Annotated in this window: 22 protein-coding genes and 3 tRNA genes; 13 read left to right on the forward strand and 12 right to left on the reverse strand. The window is 44.8% G+C overall.

Going from position 1 to position 20516, the window contains the following annotated elements:
- The 4 genes from QW597_04510 to QW597_04525 all read right to left on the reverse strand — a co-directional run.
- The coding region (locus tag QW597_04510; GenBank protein ID MEM0155848.1) for a Ni,Fe-hydrogenase III large subunit at positions 1–760 on the reverse strand (760 nt) is incomplete at its 3' end.
- Positions 747–2090, reverse strand: coding sequence for a hydrogenase 4 subunit F (locus tag QW597_04515; protein ID MEM0155849.1), 1344 nt, complete (start codon positions 2088–2090; stop codon positions 747–749). The genes QW597_04515 and QW597_04510, both read right to left, overlap by 14 nt.
- The gene (locus tag QW597_04520) at positions 2087–2740 is read right to left on the reverse strand and encodes a hypothetical protein (protein ID MEM0155850.1); all 654 of its coding nucleotides are present in this window, start codon (positions 2738–2740) and stop codon (positions 2087–2089) included. The genes QW597_04515 and QW597_04520 overlap by 4 nt, the downstream gene beginning before the upstream one ends.
- On the reverse strand, positions 2737–3681 hold the full coding sequence (locus QW597_04525; protein ID MEM0155851.1) for a respiratory chain complex I subunit 1 family protein: 945 nt from the start codon (positions 3679–3681) through the stop codon (positions 2737–2739). The genes QW597_04520 and QW597_04525 overlap by 4 nt, the downstream gene beginning before the upstream one ends.
- Before the next feature lie 373 nt (positions 3682–4054).
- Here QW597_04525 and QW597_04530 point away from each other — a divergent pair.
- Positions 4055–4127 (forward strand) — tRNA-Pro (locus QW597_04530).
- A gap of 64 nt (positions 4128–4191) precedes the next feature.
- A complete protein-coding gene (locus tag QW597_04535; protein MEM0155852.1) occupies positions 4192–4716 on the forward strand; it encodes a hypothetical protein in 525 nt (174 codons plus the stop codon).
- Between the two features lie 10 nt (positions 4717–4726).
- Here QW597_04535 and QW597_04540 read toward each other — a convergent pair whose 3' ends face one another.
- From QW597_04540 to QW597_04550, 3 genes are all read right to left on the reverse strand, one after another.
- Positions 4727–5797 carry a glycosyltransferase gene (locus QW597_04540; protein MEM0155853.1) on the reverse strand — a complete coding sequence of 357 codons (1071 nt, stop codon included), beginning with the start codon at positions 5795–5797 and terminating at the stop codon, positions 4727–4729.
- A gap of 537 nt (positions 5798–6334) precedes the next feature.
- A complete protein-coding gene (locus QW597_04545) occupies positions 6335–7015 on the reverse strand; it encodes a hypothetical protein (protein ID MEM0155854.1) in 681 nt (226 codons plus the stop codon).
- A 42-nt stretch (positions 7016–7057) separates the two neighbouring features.
- The gene (locus QW597_04550) at positions 7058–7462 is read right to left on the reverse strand and encodes a hypothetical protein (GenBank protein ID MEM0155855.1); all 405 of its coding nucleotides are present in this window, start codon (positions 7460–7462) and stop codon (positions 7058–7060) included.
- A 124-nt stretch (positions 7463–7586) separates the two neighbouring features.
- Between QW597_04550 and trxA the strand changes: the two genes are divergently transcribed.
- The 3 genes from trxA (at position 7587) to QW597_04565 (ending at position 9440) form a co-directional block, all read left to right on the forward strand.
- A complete protein-coding gene (trxA, locus tag QW597_04555; GenBank protein ID MEM0155856.1) occupies positions 7587–8003 on the forward strand; it encodes a thioredoxin in 417 nt (138 codons plus the stop codon).
- A gap of 8 nt (positions 8004–8011) precedes the next feature.
- Complete coding sequence (locus QW597_04560; GenBank protein ID MEM0155857.1) at positions 8012–8986, forward strand: FAD-dependent oxidoreductase; 975 nt, start codon at positions 8012–8014, stop codon at positions 8984–8986.
- Between the two features lie 94 nt (positions 8987–9080).
- Entirely contained in the window at positions 9081–9440 is a 360-nt protein-coding gene (locus QW597_04565; GenBank protein ID MEM0155858.1) for a carboxymuconolactone decarboxylase family protein, read from the forward strand.
- 3 nt (positions 9441–9443) lie between these two features.
- On the opposite strand, the gene QW597_04570 is transcribed toward QW597_04565, so the two are convergent.
- The 4 genes from QW597_04570 to QW597_04585 form a co-directional block, all read right to left on the reverse strand.
- Complete coding sequence (locus QW597_04570) at positions 9444–9821, reverse strand: DUF302 domain-containing protein (GenBank protein MEM0155859.1); 378 nt, start codon at positions 9819–9821, stop codon at positions 9444–9446.
- Positions 9822–9875: 54 nt separating this feature from the next.
- Complete coding sequence (locus QW597_04575; GenBank protein ID MEM0155860.1) at positions 9876–11024, reverse strand: pyridoxal phosphate-dependent aminotransferase; 1149 nt, start codon at positions 11022–11024, stop codon at positions 9876–9878.
- Between the two features lie 110 nt (positions 11025–11134).
- Complete coding sequence (locus QW597_04580) at positions 11135–11332, reverse strand: hypothetical protein (GenBank protein ID MEM0155861.1); 198 nt, start codon at positions 11330–11332, stop codon at positions 11135–11137.
- Positions 11333–11420: 88 nt separating this feature from the next.
- Positions 11421–12161, reverse strand: a complete 741-nt coding sequence (locus QW597_04585; GenBank protein MEM0155862.1) for a class I SAM-dependent methyltransferase — start codon at positions 12159–12161, stop codon at positions 11421–11423.
- Positions 12162–12270: 109 nt separating this feature from the next.
- Here QW597_04585 and QW597_04590 point away from each other — a divergent pair, with 109 nt between their 5' ends.
- From QW597_04590 to QW597_04600, 3 genes are all read left to right on the forward strand, one after another.
- Entirely contained in the window at positions 12271–15015 is a 2745-nt protein-coding gene (locus QW597_04590) for an ATP-dependent DNA helicase (GenBank protein MEM0155863.1), read from the forward strand.
- A 179-nt stretch (positions 15016–15194) separates the two neighbouring features.
- Positions 15195–16649: an MFS transporter gene (locus tag QW597_04595; GenBank protein ID MEM0155864.1), complete on the forward strand. Its 1455-nt coding sequence runs from the start codon at positions 15195–15197 to the stop codon at positions 16647–16649.
- A gap of 69 nt (positions 16650–16718) precedes the next feature.
- Positions 16719–16801: transfer RNA gene (locus QW597_04600), tRNA-Ser, on the forward strand.
- A gap of 5 nt (positions 16802–16806) precedes the next feature.
- Here the strand turns inward: QW597_04600 and QW597_04605 are convergent.
- The gene (locus tag QW597_04605) at positions 16807–17781 is read right to left on the reverse strand and encodes an asparagine synthetase A (protein MEM0155865.1); all 975 of its coding nucleotides are present in this window, start codon (positions 17779–17781) and stop codon (positions 16807–16809) included.
- A gap of 74 nt (positions 17782–17855) precedes the next feature.
- Here QW597_04605 and QW597_04610 point away from each other — a divergent pair, with 74 nt between their 5' ends.
- From QW597_04610 to QW597_04630, 5 genes are all read left to right on the forward strand, one after another.
- Entirely contained in the window at positions 17856–18302 is a 447-nt protein-coding gene (locus QW597_04610; protein MEM0155866.1) for an Lrp/AsnC family transcriptional regulator, read from the forward strand.
- A 52-nt stretch (positions 18303–18354) separates the two neighbouring features.
- Positions 18355–18437, forward strand: a tRNA-Ser gene (locus tag QW597_04615).
- 181 nt (positions 18438–18618) lie between these two features.
- Positions 18619–18981 (forward strand): cupin domain-containing protein, encoded by a 363-nt coding sequence (locus QW597_04620; protein MEM0155867.1) that lies wholly within the window; start codon positions 18619–18621, stop codon positions 18979–18981.
- A gap of 105 nt (positions 18982–19086) precedes the next feature.
- Positions 19087–19737 (forward strand): hypothetical protein, encoded by a 651-nt coding sequence (locus tag QW597_04625; protein MEM0155868.1) that lies wholly within the window; start codon positions 19087–19089, stop codon positions 19735–19737.
- A 16-nt stretch (positions 19738–19753) separates the two neighbouring features.
- Positions 19754–20509, forward strand: a complete 756-nt coding sequence (locus QW597_04630; protein MEM0155869.1) for a Rieske 2Fe-2S domain-containing protein — start codon at positions 19754–19756, stop codon at positions 20507–20509.
- Positions 20510–20516 lie beyond the last annotated feature (7 nt).

Consider the following 20516-nt stretch of genomic DNA (forward strand, 5'->3'; position numbering starts at 1 on the left):
CGTTCAAGCCGGCGGCCCTCGCGGCTGGTCCAAGAAGATTTTCCCTTTTTACGACTCCATTGTTCTGGATTCTGTTCAGGAAAATCTTGGATTGCAAAAGGCTTTCAAAAATATCTTCGAACTCCTTTCTAACATTGGTGACCAATGTTTCTATGCCGGATCCATTGATCTGGCAGCCTCCAATGGATGAAGCAGAGAAAAAATACCTGTGTCCAGCAAGGCGGGATATAATTCTTGCAACATTCTCCCTCAGATAAGCCACCTGGTGCTGCGGCACGCCAAAGCCGGAAGGCTCGCAAAGGCGCTTAACGACCTCAAGATTGCTTCTTATTCTTTCAAGTTCAAGCATTACCAGCCTGGAATACCAAACTTCCTCAGAAACCTCCAGATCAAGTGCGTCCTCAACCGCCATCTCAAATGCTATGGAATTCGAAATAGCATGAAAGCCGTTGAGTCTCTCCACGATCAGGAGCGCGTCCTGCGGGGTCAGTCCTCTCACCTTCAGTGTACGGGTCTTGTAATATGGATCGACTTCAATATGCTTGATCAGCTCTCCCGGCGTGTGGATATCAAACCCAACGGACTCAAGCAATCCACCGGTAGCTGGTCCATATGCAAAAGTAAATTCTCCTGGAAGATTCTTGTAAGTCTCCGTGGGGCTGTACGCATTGCGATTTGAAATGACCTGATCATATACGGAATATTTCTCTGTATTACCGATAAATCTTCCTTGGGCGTTACCAAAACTATAATGCCTCAACGTACACCACCAGATATAAGATTCCGATTAAAAGGGGTAGAACGGAAGATAGAATGGAAAGCGAAGACATGAGCGGGTCAGTCTCCATTTTTGGGGATTTACCGCTGAATATCATGCCGGTCACATTGTAATTAACTGAGATGAAGGCCGTTACCAGAAATATAACCACAATGATAAACGGCGCGTACATGTGCAGAGACAGCACATCCGCAAGAATCAGAAATTCTCCAAAGAACGTTCCAAAAGGCGGCGCACCTGTTACGGCCAGCGAGGACATCAAAAGCGATGCGGATGTGTATGGCATAGAAGAAGCCATTCCATTGACTTCTGAAATTTTCTTCTTTCCCGTGAATCTCAGAATGTTTCCCGACGAATAGAAGGCGCCCGCTTTTCCAAAGCTATGCGAAAGGAGAAGAAGCAGGGCGCCAGTAAGTCCTAGAGGACCTCCGGCAGCAAGTCCGAGAAGAGCGAGATTCATGTTCTCCATCGTTGAATATGCAAACATTCTTTTGTATCTTACCTGGTAGCCCATAAAAATGGAGGCTGCCACTATTGAAATGACAGCGAACCAGACATAGAGCTGTGTGACAGGTTCAATTTCATATACCCTGTAAAGCACATAAAGCGCTGTGGGGAGGAGAACTCCAGAGAACATGGCGCTCACCGGAGATGGCGCCTCGCTGTGAGCGTCCGGAAGCCAGGTATGAACTGGAAATACTCCGACCTTTGTACCGAAGCCTATTAGGGCAAGCGAGACAGCAAGCACCATTATGCTAGAGTGCACGTGAGAAACAATGGCAGATGAAACCGAAAGAGTCCCAAGCGTATAATAAATCAGTATTATGGAGATGAAGGCGAAGGTTACGCCAGCCGAAACTATTATAATGTATCTCCATGTCGCTTCGAGTGAGGTTTCTGTTTTCTCAGTTATCAGGAGGAGAGCGGAAGAAATTGTAGTGGCTTCTATGCCAACCCACATCAGCCCATAGTTGTTGACTTCTAGCGAGAATAACATGGAGACGGTGAAAAGATTCATGAGAAAGTAATAGCTAGGTTCGCTGATGCCCATGATCTCTATGCCTCTCAGGTACCTTGTGGAATATATAGTCGAAAGAAGATACACCGACAGAACCATTATTATGAAGACCATTGTTGAATCCTGAACGAAGAAAAATCCAACCTGTGGGCGCTCAAAGTACATTATACCTGCAATTACCAGGTCAGCGGAAGCCGCTGCTACTGATGCCTGCTTGATTCTGGATCGATAAAGAACGCTGGCTGCTCCCGGGATCAATATGATCAGCACTGCAAATATATCTCCGAAACTCATCCTCTCAACTCCTCCACAGGATCGTGGGTGAATTTCTCGAGAACGACAATGGAGGATATCACCACAAGTGCAAGGACATCAAGGAAAACGCTTGCCTCAATAATTATGGGTATTGGAAGGAGAAACATAGCAAAAAGAACCAGGGAATTTTCCTCCTCTACATAACCGATGATCTGAGTGAATGTCGTCTTGCGTGAGGCTATAAGAAAGAGTCCCTGGAAGAATAGGGTCAGCGGGAAAACAAGAACCGCTGAGTTGCCTGAATTGCCAAGGAACGAATGAAGGACAATCCCGGAGAACGCTATGGAATATATTATAAAAACAGATATAACAATGAAGATGAGATCTAGAAGAAACAGATAGGAAAGATTGACCCGCCTCTCGTAGAGGTATATCATCCTTCTTGGAATCCGTTTCTGCAAGAAGTAATTGACAAGAAATGCCCTGAGAAATATTATGAGTACGCCAAGAATGAAGAAGTCATAAGACTGTTCCTGCCAGCCTATTATGAACGCAACTACTGCTATGAGCACCGACTGCACGGACTGCCCGGTTATCATTGAGACAATGTATTCCTGGCCTTGTATGTAAAAAGCAGAAACTGCAATTAAACTGGAAACCAGATACACTACGGTATCGACGTTATTCACGGAATCACCTCAGCAAATATGAGGAAAAGTATGGAAAACGTAAAGGCTGTGGCAAGGTAGTCCATAACTCTGAACAGTCTCAACTTGGCAAACGAAGTTTCAACTACCAGTATAATTAGTACGAGAAGAAGCCATTTTGCCATCATTACGGGTATATCAATAAGGAAATATGGAGATGTGGAAAAAAGCCCCCACGGGATCAGGAAAACATTAAGAAATACAGACCCCAGCAAGTATTGTTTAATGTATGATGACCACTTATTTATGGCAAGAAGTTTTCCGCTGTATTCATAATTCAACCCCTCGTCAATCATTCCAAGTTCCTGTGCCCCAGAGCTTTCAAGCGGTATTTTCCCTGTCTCGTAAAAGAAAAGCATAAAAAATGCAAGTGTTGAGAATATGTGCGCAAGGGAAAGATTCTCAAGGAAATTTGACGAAAGAAAGGCGTTTGTAGTGTATGGATTATTCGTCGCAGTGAGGAGAGATACGGCTATAAATACTGTTATGAGAGTGCCTTCGGAAAGAAAGTTAAATGACATATTCCTAGAGACTCCCATGGCCACGTAGTTGCTTCCGGAATTCATGGCCGCTGCCGATTTCAAGAACGCGGCAAGTGAAAAAAGGATAGCACCGCTGAGAAAATCGCCTGAAGCCGTGAAATAAACCGGAACTGGGATCAGTACTGGTATTATGAGCGCTATGAGGGAGTATATCCCGAAGATCACATAGGGAATGTATCTGAAGAAAACCCCGGAACCTTCAGGTATAATCGTAACTTTGCGAAAAAGTTTCCAGAGATCATAATATGGTTGGAAAATACTTGGGCCCCTGCGCGACTCGACCATGCTCTTGAATCTGGAAAGTATACCCGCAAATAACGGCGCGCTCAGAATGACGAAGAAGTACTGCGTCAAAGTCTCTATTAATGTTATTGTGTCCATGTTAGCCCACCAGTTTCAGACAGGCGTCATCAACCAGCCAAGGCTGGCGGTTTTTTCTGGTGGAAACGCCATTCCACGGACGATAGGGTATTTTAATCATTTATTTAAATGAACCTTACACACGCGCAAAGTTACTCTGGTGGTCGATCCTTTATAACTAACATATTCAGCATTGTTATTCGTATTGCAAACTGAAATACGGGAGAGAACTCTCCTATTAATTTCTGATTACTCTTGCTTCGCAAAACATGTGTTGAAGGAGGTTCGAATATATAGCCTCATAGAATAATTGTTGCCTGAATAAAGGAGATCGCAGGTATATTTCCTGTTGCGTTAAATTTTTATCTGTACAATGATGTACTGCTTCCACAGAGGGGCTGTGGGGTAGCTTGGTATCCTACGGGCTTTGGGAGCCTGAGACCCCGGTCCAAATCCGGGCAGCCCCATGTTATTTTTGCCATATGGCGGGAAATTATTTTTATCTGCTCAGTGTTAGCTAATTCGGCGAGTATGAGGACAGGAGATCAGAAATCGCAAACGGTCAATGAAAAGTTGGACGTTGAGGATTACAGGTGGCTTTATGATCAGATCAGAGTTCACATAATGCATGAGGATGAATTGCTCGAGTACAGAACCTCACTTTTTATCACGGCCACATCGATACTCATAGGCGCTTATTCCCTGTCATTCGCTGCCTCTTCTTCCTACCTTACGTTTGCAACGTGGTTCAGGATCATAATTTCTGTCTCTGGTGCCCTGATCACAATTATCTGGGAGGGTACTGTCATCAGGACTCAGAGCGCCAATGAGATGTGGAAGAGTAAAGCCAGGGATCTGGAGGCAGAAATTAAAAATGAAATCCCAGCTTATGATCGAATCCTGAGAATTTACACATCGCACGCCGAGAGGTTCACGAAAACAGGCATGAAGAAATTCAGAACCCATGGTCTTTCCACTGGCAGGTCATGGAGGTTTGTGCCCGTGATTTTTCTGTCACTCTGGACCGTGATGCTTATCATTAACGAATTTCTATGACTCTCTAATATTACTCATTAAGGAGGTTCAGGAGCCTTTCTGTACCTTCACTGATCGATGTGCTTGAACTGATCCGAATGGACGCATCTTTCGCGAGGCGAAATGGCGCCTGAATCAACCCTCTGGCTACATCAGGAAGGTTGTCCCCTCGTCTTAGAATCCCTGCAACGTGGAAGTCATTAACATTTTCCATCCACGGCTGGTAAGAGACCGCTAGAACGGGGGTTCCGCATGCGAGAGACTCCGCTCCAACATTCCCATAGCTTTCCCAGCCTGTAGCCACAACAGTGAGGGATGAATGAGAATACAGATTGGCCAGATCCTTTTCGGAAACTACGTTGAGGGTTTCCACAGTCCCACTCATTTGCTTCTTCTTTACTGTTCCGCCAAGATTACCTCCAAATATCTTGACTCTGTAACCATCTTCACAAAGTATTTTGGAAATATTTTCAGATCGGACGGCGCTTTCTAGGCTGTTGCCGCTGTAAATGAGGATGTCACCATTCCTGTGTTTCCTTTCTTTTAGTTTGAAAATTCCAGTATCGAGTGGGGGATATATGACAGCATCCGATTCAACGCCAAACAATAGCCAATTAAGTGATTCCGTGTATCCGCTGTTTGATATCACGTAATCCGAGGTTTTCAGATTTAACTTATGATGTTTGCTTAATTCAACCCAGTTTCTCCTTGCTGAAGGTTTCCCTGCAGTTGGGGGGATCCCTGTCTCTGCCCCGAAATAAGAAATTAATCCTCCGAAAACGTGTGAATAAACAATGGTTTTCACTCCAATACTCTTCTTTAAACCGTGGAGGAGTGAGAAACGATCCTTGAAATCATCGGTCATAACATAATCCACATTTACTTCGCTGAAGAACTGTGAGGCTGACCCATCGTTCCTTCCTGAGATCCTTGCTTCTTTCATTTCATTGGACAGGTAATCAAGGACCCTTTCGCTTCCTGAGTAGACAAAATAACTGACTCTATGGCCAAGTTCCAGCAATCCTTTTCCAAGTAGAAGGTGCGGTTTGACTCCTGCGGAAAATATATCATCTCCTTCGATTATGAATCCGAAACCTGCCATGATCTAGGATACCCGTTTTAATAATGTTCTATCATGACTTTAAACTTCCTTATTTTACCACCATGGAGACAAAACCAAGCTCGGCCATTTTGGCATTCCTTTGCCAGCTGTAATTTAAGTGAAGTCCCCCTTTACATTCACAACTGTCTTATGATACCAATCTTGCCCATAAATAGGATACAGCAATGCAAAGGAAACATTCCATTGACGATGTTTCACCTTCTTCCAGAACGGATTGAATTTAACAACACAAACCCATTCATCACAACCCGGAAAATCATGATTATGTCTGTTCGGATGCTTCTCTACCATATCTACACAGACATCTTTCCCATTGGCGGACCTGATCTAAAGGGCCCTTTTCCCCATCTACGGTGTTTAAAGGAAAGACTGCGAAGAATGCTGAAGGAGTAAATCAGCAGCCATGAACTAATGCATAAATTTCTCACCACAGAGAATGCACGTTATTTCCCAGATGTGGTCTTGGTGCATCATTATATACATTCTTTCAAAAATTGAATTTATAAGACTTGCTGCTTAAACCTGGCGATCTTTTGGATCTGTAAGCCCACTGGTTGAGAAAATGTAAACAAGAACGAAGAACAGCACAAACAGCGGAACAAGCAAGAGATCGGAAATGGGAACAACACTTTCCGCGAACCAGAAAGCAGAGAATGTGAAGAGAATTGACGAAACCGCCACCTTCATAATTCCCTGCTTCAGTTTTCTTATGCCTCTTCTGAGGACAAACGAGAATACCACCACAACAATCAAGCCCCCAATAATCCCATAAGCGGTGGACCCAAAACTCTCGGGAAACAGTGCCACCAGAACTATTGCTGCTTCGAATGATTCAACAGCTCCTACAGAAAAAGCTGTATAGGAAACCCCCTTTTTGCCCGGCGTCTCTTTTTCAGATTTCGGGAAATTATTCATTTTCTGGAATTTCATGGATCTTCTGGCGCTCTTTGCAAGTCTCTGGGCAAAATATAACAGAAGCAGGGCAGAAACGATCCTGACCAAGAAAATGGGAAGATAGGAAATCCTCTCTCCTATGAATATAGCTGGAACCATGACAACGAAAATTCCAAGAACTGTGTAAAGAATTGGCCCCACTCCCCCCGTCTCTGCTGAAATTGTTATGGCGACGGCGGAAGCTTCGGACATTTCAAGAATGACGATCCCCAGTGCGGCAAGTAACACTCCCAAGTTGATCATGATCTGAAATGTTCCACAAAGAAATAAGAAATGCGGTAAGGATCAACTGGGTGATCGAACATTAATACCGGTTCTCTCAGCGAAATTATTTGGGAAATGTTCCATTGCTGATTCCAACCCTTCCTTAATCTTGGAGACGTCGTAAGTTAGTTTTTCAACGAGGCTTACGGGTTCTATGGTATAATATATATTCCGGTATCCACCATTTTCTAGGGATACGGAGTCCTTGAAACACAGTCCAGCCATTACAAGTTTTTCAAGTATCCTGTGAACGGTGCTCCTGTCTTTGTTCGCTCTCTGTGCCAGAGAATCAAGCGATATTTCGCTCATGCCATAAAGAGAAAAGAATAGATCGCATTCAGCGGTGTTCAACGAATAGAGACAACTGAGAAGATCCGAACAGCTGACCTTACCTTTGAGAATTTTACCCAGCGGAGTCCCTTTCATATGTGTGTAACAATAATGGGCATTAAACACTTTGCATGGTCAATGCAATACAGTAAAATATAATACAGAAAATGAGATTACATGGAGTCCTGCGGCGTTAGACCCAGCGATCATGGTGATATGAATGGATTACGATGATGACATAGAAAAGATAAGGATGAAACATATGGAGGATATAATGAAATCAATGAAGGGAGAAAAGAGGGACGCTGATTCGACCCCTATTGTACTGACTGATTCAAATTTTGCCGGAGAACTCATGAAGCATAACCTGATGGTTGTGGATTTCTGGGCACCGTGGTGCGGCCCATGCCAGATGGTGCACCCAATTATTGAAGCTCTAGCCAGGGACTACGCTGGCAAGGTCAAATTTGGCAGGCTTAATGTCGATGATAACCAGGCGACATCCATGATGTTCAAGGTGAGAAGCATTCCGACCATTCTCATTTTCAAGAATGGAAAGGTTGCAGACGGCGTTATTGGAGCGGTTCCAAGGAACATGCTGGAATCTAAGATAAAGTCCGTGATGCGCGCAGAGTAGTGGTATCGATGACCGGTGGCGCGGAAAAGAGCTATGATGTTATCATAATAGGTGGGGCATCAGCGGGCCTTACAGCTTCGCTCTACTGCAGCAGGCAAAACCTGAAAACACTGGTAATTACAAAGGATGTGGGAGGGCAGGCACTGCTTACCAATGACATACAGAATTACCCCGGTTTTGATCAGGTCAAGGGGTTTGAGCTAATGACAAAGTTTCAGAACCAGTCTGCTGAATATGGTACGGAGTTTGTATATGACGAGGTGAGGAGTGTGGTCCAGAGCAATGGCAAATTTATCGTTGAGACCGTCTCAGAGGAATATGAGGCCGAAGCTTTGATTCTAGCCTTCGGTAAGACACCACGAGAACTGGGGGCACCCGGGGAGAAGGAGCTTTCAGGGAGAGGCATATCTTATTGTGCGGTCTGTGACGGTCCGTTGTATAAGGGGCGGAGGGTCGCGGTTATAGGCACCGGCCCGCAACTCATAGATGCGGCCATATATCTTGTTGATCTTGCCGCAGAACTGTTTGTGATACACACTACATCAAAGTCTCAAAGAGATCAGGATTCCGTAAAAGCCCTCTCGTCTCGGAAGAATGTCACATTCATTGAGTCTCAGAAAGTGAAAGGCTTCAGGCAAGTGGATACTGGAATATCTATTCTGATGGAAAGCCATTTAGATGGATCGATCGTCAGAGATATAGAGGTTGACGGGATATTTATTGAGAATGGATATATCGCGAAGACAGAGTTCCTGAAAGGCATAGTGAATCTCAACGAAAGGAATGAAGTAATTATAGACAGCCTCTGCCACACATCTATGGACGCTGTCTTTGCTTGTGGCGACGTCACCAACATGCCTTACAAGCAGGTGGTAATATCTGCTGGACAGGGTGCGGTAGCAGCACTTTCCGCTTTTAATTATATACAGGAAAAGAGGGGGCTTGTCCCCATAAAGACAGACTGGAGAGACATAAGGAAATAAATTCGATTTTGTGGGCGTTTAAATTTTATCGTCGGTGCAAGGAATGCACTGACCCCAATATTATTCATATGCTGGGTGTTTATGCTAAGATTACATGACCGACGAAGTCACAGAAACTGATAAGCTTAAGGAAATCCAGAAGCTGATGGAGTACCTTGGATCACAGGTTCCAGAGAACATGAACGCCTTTGGCGGATTCATACAGAGCGTCCAGAAAAACGGAAAACTTTCACTCAAGGTGAAGGAATTGATATCAATAGCCCTTTCTATAAGTTCACAGTGTGAGTGGTGCATTCCATATCATGCCAAGATGGCACTACAGAATGGGGCAACCGTGGATGAGATAATGGAAGCTGCGATGGTCGCGGTTCTGATGTATGGATCTCCGGCTCTTATGCACGTCATACCCTTAAAGAAGGCCCTTGATGAGTTCGGTTCAAAACGGACCGCTTAAAAATCAACTTATGGTATCGATGATTGATACCATCTCGTCTTCATATTTCCTCACTCCACTTTCCCGGCCTAGATAATCACGTGAAAGCGCAGAAACATAAAGAAAGCTCAGGTGACATCCAGTTTCCGTTTCATATATCGATATCTTGCATGGGATAAACATACCCATTCTCAGGTCCTCGGCCATCACCTCCCTAGCCGCAATTGGTTTGCACACATTGAGGATGTAGTATTTCCTGAATTTGTCACCAAAATTTGATTCAAGTATGTGCTGCACATCAACGTAGGACAGAACAATGAACCCGTTTTCCTTCAGGGCGTGAGATAGTTTTCCATAAACGTCCTCAACGTCCAGGTCAAGATCCTTCTCATAGCTGTACATGCTTCATTATTTTCAGGAACCTTATCAATGTTGACAATTGAAATCGCAGGAGGGTCAGTGGTTCCTGCGCATGAATTCAACGATTCTCTTCGATCCTTCCGTTATGTTCTCCTCACTTGTGGCATACGAGATCCTGAAGTGTTTTTCTCCCTGGTTTCCGAAAGCTGACCCAGGAGTAACAGTCACCTGAGACTCTTCCAGAAGTTTCATTGACAGCCTGTCTGAATCGATGCCAAGATCATATTCTGGAAACAGGTAAAACGCGCCTTCAGGCCTGACAAAGCTAAGGCCAGGGACATCGGAGAGCAAATCCATGAGCATGTTCCTTCTCCGGAGGAATGCTGCCCTGAAACGTTTTGGGGTTTCCCTGTCGTCGAGTGCTGCAATTGCAGCATACTGCGAAACCGAAGTAGCGCAGGTCAGGGTCTGCTGCTGTATGATATCAGACGCCTTTATAATCTCTGGGTTTGCAAGCATGTATCCTATTCTCCAACCAGTCATCGCATAACTCTTTGAAAATCCACTCAGGGTGACTGTGTGATCTGCCATCTCGGGGATCGAGGCGGGCGAGAATGGCCTACTCTCATATGAAAGATCTTCGTAAATCTCGTCAGATATAAGGTAAAGATCGTGATTCAGCGCAAAATCTGAAAGGTTCCTGATCTCTTTCTCTCCATACACCCTGCCTGTGGGGTTGCTCGGGTTGCTTATTATTATGGCTCTGGTCCTCTTATCCACGGATTTTTCTAGCACATCGAAATCGAAGCCGTATTTTTCGTCTGTCCTGACACCTCTTGGGACACCATCGTACAGTTTCACTATGTCAGGATATGACACATAATACGGTTCTGGTATCAGGACATTGTCGCCGGGTTCCAGTATGGACATCATCGCCAGAGACACCGAGAATTTTGTCGGGGTTACGATTATATTGTTTGGATCCGCAATTATATTGTTCAGATCCTTGAATTTCTGTGCAATCTTGGTTCTGAGTTCAGGAACGCCTTTGGATGGGGTGTAATGAGTCTTTCCGCTCCGTGCCGCCTCAAAACCTGCGTCAATTATGTTTTCCGGAGTTGTAAAATCGGGTTCTCCGAGAGAAAAGTTGTATACCTTTTTTCCTGTCTTTCTCAGTTCTTCGGCTTTGAGGCTCATGCCAATAGTAGCTGAGGGTGATATGTTTCTTAGTCTGGATGATACCATTAAAAATGATTGCCAAACTTAATATTATCTTTTCTGTCAATTCCATGTGAAATGTCTATGCCGCAAAACAGTATGGAATGAAAGCGACGGTGAACGTATAGATGTGGAGGTTACTTCCTGAGCAGTATCGCAATCATTCCGAATGCATACCCGAGCAGGATGTAACTGAACAACGCAGACTGCCTCATCACTGCACCGGCTGCGAATACAGCAAGTATTCCTGCAACAGTGAAGACTAACCTCACATTACCGTAAAATGAACTGCTATCAGGGAAATCATAAATTTGAGCATCCTGTTGAGTTTCCATAAATTAACAACAGAACCCTGTTAAAGACCTTTTTTATGAAAAATAAAAATGAGAAACTATCTGAAAAAAGCGGTTTGAAGGAGAAAAGTCACACCTTTTGGGCCACCATGATAATTCTTGTCTTGACGAAACTCTTCCCATCGTAGTCTATCAGTTTTTTAAATTGTTCCTTCTTGCTTTCCAGATATTCAATGCAGTCTTTTCCCTCACTGGATTCCATTGTTACAGGATATAGCCATTTCTCGAATGGAATTCTCTCGGGGCACGCCTCGAAGGAAATGATCTTCCAGCCCATCCCTTCAACCGATCGGGTCCAGAAACCACTGGTGCCCGCAGAGGCATGGGAGTGATCCCGCAATCTTTCAAGATTGTTGAATAGGTCCATATCGTCTCCTGCCGGAGAAGTCATGTCTACAAGCCCAAGATATCCTCCAGACTTGAGGACTCTGTTAGCCTCACTGAGAAACAGCATTTTGTTGTGAAAATGGTGTGCCGCTCTCCTGCACGTTATCACATCAAAGGAATGATCGAGGAACGGAAGATTTCCAACGTCTCCTGTGACAAATAAAACGTTCTCAACCTTTTCCCGTTCGAAAAGGTTCCTAGCTTCCTCTAGCATTTCAATGGTCTTGTCAAACGCCGTTATGAAGCGGACCTTTCTGGCGACTTCAAGTGCGGTAAATCCAGTCCCGGCTGCGATATCGAGGGCGGACATGTTGGCATCAAGCGGTAGTTTTGATAAGAGCAGACCCAGATCCTCTCCCTTAGCATGTGATTGGCTTTTGGCATATTTATCAGCGTTCTTTCCAAAAAAATCGATTACATCCATGGCAGACGAATATGGAATTATTGTTTATGACATTGCCGCATGGTTCGTCACCTTAAGTGCTGCTATCACTGGCAATGTTTTTAACCATAAATGTGGTTAGCCAAGAGTCATGGTTTCGGTAGCAGAAACAATAGGAAGCAACGTTATAATTATAGCAAACCCCGGAACCGGCAAGACCGAAGAGCTGGCAAACTATGCGGTTGACCTCATAAGAAGCGGGGTCACAGAAGACGATATTCTGTGCCTGACGTTCACTAACAAGGCCGCAGACGAAATGCTTTCTAGAATCGTCGTGAAGATGTCTGATGCCGGACTTGATCCTTACCGGGCGTACAACATGGAAATATCAACCTTTCACAGTTATGCTTACAGATATCTGAGTTCAAAAGGAATAAGCATTAGCATGGCCTCTAACAACCTCCTAAGGTACGCGGTTTTTCGGAGTTTCAAGAAAGACAAAGCGCTTAATTATTCCACCGACTACATACTGGAAGAGATCGTTCCGAAGGTGGAGAATGCCATACGCTACGTTAAGGCATTCGGCGTTCTGCCAGTGGATGTTGATCCCGAGAAGGCAATGACAGAGCTGAAGAAGTTCTATTCTGACATGGCGATAAAGAATATCACCGAGGAAGAGAACCTGAAATTCTTGGAATATTTCCTGTCGGCATACTCCAGCTATGAGAAGATGAAGAAAGAGAGAAAGGGTGTGCTGGATCATAATGACTTGCTGATCATGTTCCTTAAGATTTTCAACGGTCCGAAATATAGATACGTGCTGGTTGACGAGTTACAGGATGTCAGCGAAATGGAGGCTGAAATAGCCCTAAGATCCGGCGAGAAGATTTTCGCCGTGGGTGACAGGAAACAGTCCATTTTCGGTTTCCAGGGAGGCAGTCTGAAGAATTTCGAGAAGATAAAGGATATGGACGGTATCAGGCATATCACCATGGGAGAGAATCACAGGAGCACCGGTAATATTATCAGCTATTCAAAGGAGTTCTTCCTCAGCAATATAAGGAATCCCAAACTTTATGCGGAGCTCTCAGAATTCCGCAGTTCTTCAGCGGACGAGGGCGAAAAAGTCAGCGTTGTCTCCTCTACAGACCCGGAAATTGAGGCCGCAAACTTAGCCATATCTCTTGTTTCCGGGCTAAACCAAGGCGAAGATGTTGCGGTCATTACTAGGACAAATAGCCAGCTTGCAGATGTATCAAGGGTCCTGGACCGGAAGGGTATTCAGTACACATCCACTAACGGTTCCAGCTCAAATCTCACAGCAAAAAATGACATTATGGACTACATCTCTTCAATATTCTTTGATGATCCTGAATCAAAGCTCAGAGCAATCTTCACTCCATTTTCAGGCGTTCCCCTGAAACAGGCGTTTTCAATTGCTGAGAAAACAAGGAGAAAGATATGGGCGAATGAGGTGATGGACAGTGAACTCCTGGAATTTCCTCAGATGGCCAAAAAGCCATTCACGCGAGAAGGGCTGAATGAAATTTTCACCAGAGTCATACTGCCCATTTCTGTATCAATAGGGAGGGAATATTTCTCCACTGCGATGTCCGTTTTTTCCAGCGTGAAAGATTTCTTCACAACTTCTTCTGACCTTACGCTGGATGCTTTCATGGATTTCCTGACCACGACAGATGAGGAATATGACGCTCCCGAGAAGCCCAGCAGGCTTGTTCTGACCACGGTCCACAAGGCAAAGGGAATGGAATTCACCAACGTCATTTATGTTCCAAGGGATTCACGCAGATCACTGGGCTTCGTCGATGCCGTAGCTTATTCTATAATAAGGGCAACAAAGGGAATAGACGTCAGGGAAGAACTTTATGACGAATCTGAGAGGATTGACTTTGTAGCGTTGACGAGGGCTAAGAAAACACTCAGCATAGTCGGGAACGAGGCCTCGTTGAGAAGATACTACGTTCCAGGATACTGTGAGAAGAGGCTCACCCGGATTGCGGAAGATATACAGCCCGGAATGCTGAACTTTGACGAGGCATACTCATATTTTGTAAATGGACATTACGAGGAGGCAAGATCCATTCTTACCAGTGACAGCATGTGGCTGAAGCAGCAGATTCACTCTTTCTTCCGCAGCAAGAACAGGCTCTCCTACTCCCTGGTGAAGGCTACAAAGGAACCGTATCGTTTCCTGAAGAACTACATTATTTCCATATTCTTCGGTACGGAGGCAATGAAACTTGGAAGCAGAATCCATGAAAATGCGCAGAAAGATTTTTTGAAAGAAATTGATGAGAGCGAGGTAGAGGGTGATGAAAGGGTTTTCCTGGAAAACACAAGGCATGTGAACGAGGCAATATGCACAAAATACTCTGTTTCACAGACCGGATCAGAAGAATCCATTACACTTCCCATATCTGCTGTTCTTCCTTATATGGCGTCTGATAGTAACGTAATGTTCACGGGGAAACTGGACGCTGTTTTTTCTTCTTCGGAAGGAAAGATCGTTATCCTGGATTACAAGACAGACAAAACGAGAGATTACAGTTCTGATCACATGCAGCAACTTTCACTTTATGCGAAACTCTTTGCCGTCAAACATGGCATTAAAGAAGAGAACATATCTCTGGCCCTTGGGTATATTGGACTCAGGGGTAAGGTCAATACAGGCGAAATTGGCTATGGAGTCATTGATTCAGCATTCAGCCAGAAATACCTGAATAAATTTATTGACGACTTGAACCGATACATGGAATACAGGAAAAATCCAGATCTATTCATTGCCGATTTGCTTGCACAAGACGAGAACGAAACTCTGTTCAGGAGAATCCGGGACTTACTTTCCTCGGACAGCAATGGCAGCCGAAATCCCTGAGGGATAAGGCATGATTCTCCTCATCCTTTTATATTTCAATTTTGGAGTCAAAAAATCATTAAATATTTGAAAAACATTTTCTGACACTGGACCTTTGAGAAGAGCATCTCTGAAGAGTTTTGCCAGGGCTGGGGTGTCCCGACCTCGCTGGAGTGCGCCGACTCCAAAGGTGTAAAGATATGGTAGAAAAAAAGAATTTGATTCTTGCCACAGTCCTCATAGGGGTATTGATGTCGGCTATAGACACCACCATCGTTATCCTTGCCCTCATAGACATAAATAAATCCTTGAATGCCACATTTCTTGACACAATCTGGGTCATACTGATCTACCTCATTGTTCTGGCCACACTGACAACCCAACTTGGCAGACTTGGTGACATATTTGGAAGGGGAAGGATGTTCAATTTAGGACTTGCGGTATTCATAATAGGGTCCGCGGCGTCCGGCTACTCTCCCAGCATATCATTTCTGATATCTGCAAGGGCTGTACAGGGTTTCGGTGCTGTGCTTATACAGGGAAACAGCAATGCGATTGTGGCGGATTACTTCGAGCCCAGGGAAAGAGGAAGGGCTTTCGGTATCACAAGCATGGGGTGGTCCATAGGGGCAACTCTGGGAATTGTTCTTGGTGGTATAATTACCAGTTTTATCGGATGGCAGTACATATTTTACATAAATGTGCCGATAGGCATTATAGGCCTAATAATCGGACTGAGATACATCAAGGACAACAAGAAATCAGTCACCGGTCTCGATTTTCCAGGAACAGCAATGCTAGTTGCTTCCCTCAGCCTCATATCCTACGGAGCAGTTGAGTTTGCAGGAAACGGCCTCACTTTTACCAACCTGGTCTTCATCTTTCTCGGGCTCGCATTGATCATTCCATTTATTTTTGTCGAGAAGTATGTCAGGTCCCCAATGATTATACTTGGAGCATTCAGGGAAAAGACTCTTTCCTTTTCACTGTTGACTGCTATATTTCAGGCTGTAGGTTACCTCTCCGTTCTTTTCGTGCTCATACTGTACCTGCAGGGTATCATGGGTTATAGCCCGCTTTACTCCTCTCTCATACTTGTACCTGGCTACGTGGTATCAAGCATGCTTGCTCCGAAAATGGGAACCTTATCAGACAGAGTAGGGGCAAGAAAGATCCAATCCATCGGCGTCTTCGTGATAGCCGCCGGGGTTCTGATTTACCTCATAATCTCTGCTACGAGCTCCATTTACATTGTTGTCGCCGGGTCCATTGTCTCGGGATTTGGAGGGGCAATGTTCTGGCCGTCAAACAACAGCGCTGTGATGTCAGCTGCGCCACGGGAACTCTACGGATCAATATCTGGACTGCTTCGAACGCTATCCAATGTAGGTACACTCCTGAGTTATGTTATAGCAATCTCCGTAGCATCGATTTCAGTCCCTAGGTCGGTTTCATTTGAGGTTTTCCTTGGAGTCTTGAAACTGAGCGGGGGCATTTCAACTAGTTTCATGTCTGGAATCCATGCTGCCTTCCTTGTGAGTTTTGTCATACTGGTGGCTGGAGGGGTGACCTCACTGGTAGGTGAAAAACAGAAACGAAAGGTTGAACTTGAGTCAGTGATGCGGCCGTCCTCGGGGGAGATAGAAAGCAAGTAGTTTTCCCTCTGAAATTCAGAAGGAAAACGATAAAATATAGCATAACGCTTGCTTTATTCAGGTATCTGTGCCGGGGTAGCCTAGCCCGGTAAGGCGATAGATTCGAGATCTATTGCTCTTGTAGCTCGGGAGTTCGAATCTCCCCCCCGGCGTTACCTTAAAGCGACACTTTTCCAGGGGTCTTTGGGAACGGTGTTACCTTTTCGATCCTATCTAACCCGCACACATATCTTGCGAATCTCTCTACACCGATACCGAATCCTGCGGACATCTCGATACCTATTCTGGCAAGTTCTATGAACCATCTGAACTGGTCCTCCGTCTGCCCCTTCCTCCTGACCCTTTCAAGTATATTCTCCAGTTTATATTCCCGTTCTCCTCCTGAAATAGCTTCCTCATATCCTTCCGGCCAGAGCAGGTCCATGTCTCTGAGAATACCTGGGGCATGGTCATTTTCCCTATCATAGAACTCCCTGGCTTCCAGTGGAATGTCTATGATCCATACTGGTTCACGGGAGGATTCAGATACAGTTTTCTCAAAATCATCCCCATACTCTCTCTGGGCTTCAAGATAGGCAATCTGCTTAAAGGGTCTGTTGAATGTCGGCAGTTCTCTTCCAAAGTATCTCAGCCCTTCTGAATGATCGGATTTGATCCTCCCGATTACTGAAACAATCATATCTTCTGCAAGGGACATCATCTGTTCCCGTGTGTGTGAGAGCGCTTCGACATCAATCTGCGTGAATTCATAGAGATGCCTGCCAGTCTTCTGCTTCTCTGCAAGTTCAAGCCTTATGTTCGGAGACATAATAAAAATCTTCTTCAGCGTTTGTACTGCGATCTGCTTGTGAAAGATCATGCTCTTGGTAAGCCAGAAATCACCACCGTACGTTCTGATCTTGGGATCTAAAACGGGGTGGTTCAGAGGATCTGTAAGCGGAGATATGATCACCGGCGGTATCTCAATATATTCAGCTTTCCGCAGGAAATCCGAAGCAAAGTTTCGAATTGCGGACTGCATCTTTATCGCCTGAATTACCGTCTCGTCAGAAATATGTTCTCTGGATTTTGCCACCTCTCCTGATATATCAGTTATTGCACTTTGCTGCATGAAAAGATCAAGGATTGCCACTTAATAATTGTTTTATAAGAATTGTTGTATAGATGATAGAAATATATTTAAATATAGTGAATAAATGCATTATAATGGTCAGGCAAATTGACAAAACAGATTTGAGGATCATAGAATATCTAAAGGAAAATGGCAGGGAGAAGATTTCGACAATATCCTCTGATCTTGAAATTCCTAGGGCCACTGTTTTTGAAAGAATGAAAAGGCTGACCAATGATGGGATAATAAGGAACTATACTGTGAACCTGGATTTCGGAAAAATAGGCTTCAGTGTCATGGCATACATACTGATCAACTATGACTCCCGGTCTAAAACTGATCAGAAAACGCTGGCAAGGGAACTGGCGGCCCTGGACAACGTTATCTCCGTCTCCATAATATCCGGCGGGTGGGACATAATAATGCTTGTTGTAAGCCAGAGCATGAAAGATCTTTCACACTTTGTCTTGGAAAGACTGAGGCTGATGGACGGCATAGAAAAGACTCACACAATTACCGTTTTTGACTCCTTGACGGATTAGCTGTCCTACGGCTCAAATTATTTATATGCACAAGGGATCAGACTCGCTTTGAGCTGGGATAGCCTAGCCTGGTAAGGCGCAAGCCTGGAAAGCTTGTGCTCTCGTAGCTCGGGAGTTCAAATCTCCCTCCCAGCGCTTCAGTTTTGCAAAGAATTGGATACGTACTAACGCTGTGCCTGTGAACAGGTACAAAATTTCGCAACAGCGGGAACTAAATCGATCTCAACTCGCTTTATGATGAAATTCTTGCTGTAGTATTGTTCCCTGTACTTTCCTTTGAAGGGAACGTTTATTTTACATAACGTCATGGCTAAGCATGCAGTCAGAGGTCAGGGGATTCGTGAGGGACCATAAGGATGTTCAGGAAATGAGTATGCCGGGAGGTGCCAGAATAAGATGGCTTATTACGCACAGGGATAACGCTCCCAACTTCTCAATGCGGCTGATCACCGTAGAGAAGGGAAAGAGCACGCCATATCATCTTCACGACTACGAGCATGAAATGTATATAATTTCAGGATCCGGAGAGATAACCATAGGCGACAAGATTTCAAGGATCAAGCCGGACAGTTTTGTATTTGTTCCCCCGAATATCTACCACGGAATGACTGCTGAGTCTGATATGAAGCTTATCTGCATTGTTCCAATAAAGGCAGCAAAGGAGGCACTGGGGCCATAAATTGTATCAACTTCCAGTTGCTGAATTCTTTTCTGTAAAAACTTTTACCTTACAATTCAGGTTATTCCTTTATATTTCAAATTACTTAACAGAAAATGATAATCAATGAACGAGAGAGCATTTTACGCTATAGTGATAGCCATTGTTGTTGTTGGCGGCATTGGTATCGGGCTTGCATATGATCATCAGGCATCAACGGGAACAGCTGCAAGTTCAGGGCCTTTCCACCTCACACTTGCAATTATTCCCGGTCTCTATTTTAATTCAACATATCCGGATCAGCCAGCTTACTTTATTGTCAATAATGGTACACTAGAATCTTCGGCAAATATAAGCGTGCCAGCACATATGTTGATTGACCTGACGATAGTTGACTACGACTCTGGCCCGGGAACAGGTACGCCACCAGTTTACCAGAACGTTTCCGGAACAGTAGGGAACGTAGTTTACCTCTTTAACTCAACCCTTGCTCAGGGAGGAGTGAAGGCTGGCGCATCAAACGCTAGCATCAGCATCAACAGCAACACTACTAAGGTGATATCACATATGTCAATCGCTGACATCGCCCACACATTAACGGTATCAAGCCCTGGAAGCACTTCGGCGACCCTCAACATTCCAGTGGGGCACGGCGTTGAATTCGCTCAGTTTTACGTAAACGTCACCGGAACATATAACTGGAACTGTAATGTTCCCTGCGGAACTGCTGCAATGGAAACTTCGGGTTGGATGATGGGAACTTTCTACGTCTACTGAGCTGGGTAGTGAAGAAATGACTGAAGCAAAGAAACCGCCAGAAAATGATAGTCCTGCTGACACATCAAGGAGAGGGTTTCTCAAATTAATGATGGCGCTCGGTATCGGTGCAGTGACTGTGGGTGTTGCAAGAGGAGCCATCCAGAATATAATTCCCAAAAGCGTTGGTATTTCATCGTATCCAACACTTACACTTTACAATGGTTCATCAGGCAACCCCCTACACTTCACCGATCTTGTGGTCAATAACCCAGCTGCAGTGATTTTTGACTACCCGCTCCAGAATGAACCAAACTTCATCCTGCGTCTTGGCGACGTTTCCGGAACTGACGTTGCAATCAACCCATATACGGTACAGATACCTGCAACCGGTTCCTCATACAAATCCCCTGGGGGGGTCGGTCCATACAAATCTGTTGTGGCTTCGAGCGCCATATGCCAGCATCTTGGATGCACGCCTCCATCAATCCATTTTTATAAGCCAGGAACAACGATCCCAAATCATCCTGGGCACTCTGGATCTAACAATACGGGTTTTGTGAACTGTTCCTGCCATGGAAGTACATACGATCCGTACCACGGGTTTTCCGTAGTTACTGGACCAACAAGGTCGCCGCTCCCGAGTGTTATTCTTGCATATGACAGCACTTCTGATACCTTCACAGTTTCCTCACTTGTAGGCCCAACCATTTTCGGGCATACCAACAACCTGACTGGTGGAACCCCCATCTCATCGTCCACAGAAACCGATGTTACATCCATAAGCACTTGATCTTGGT

It is taken from the genome of Thermoplasmataceae archaeon, assembly GCA_038729425.1.
In the GTDB taxonomy this organism is placed as follows: domain Archaea; phylum Thermoplasmatota; class Thermoplasmata; order Thermoplasmatales; family Thermoplasmataceae; genus B-DKE.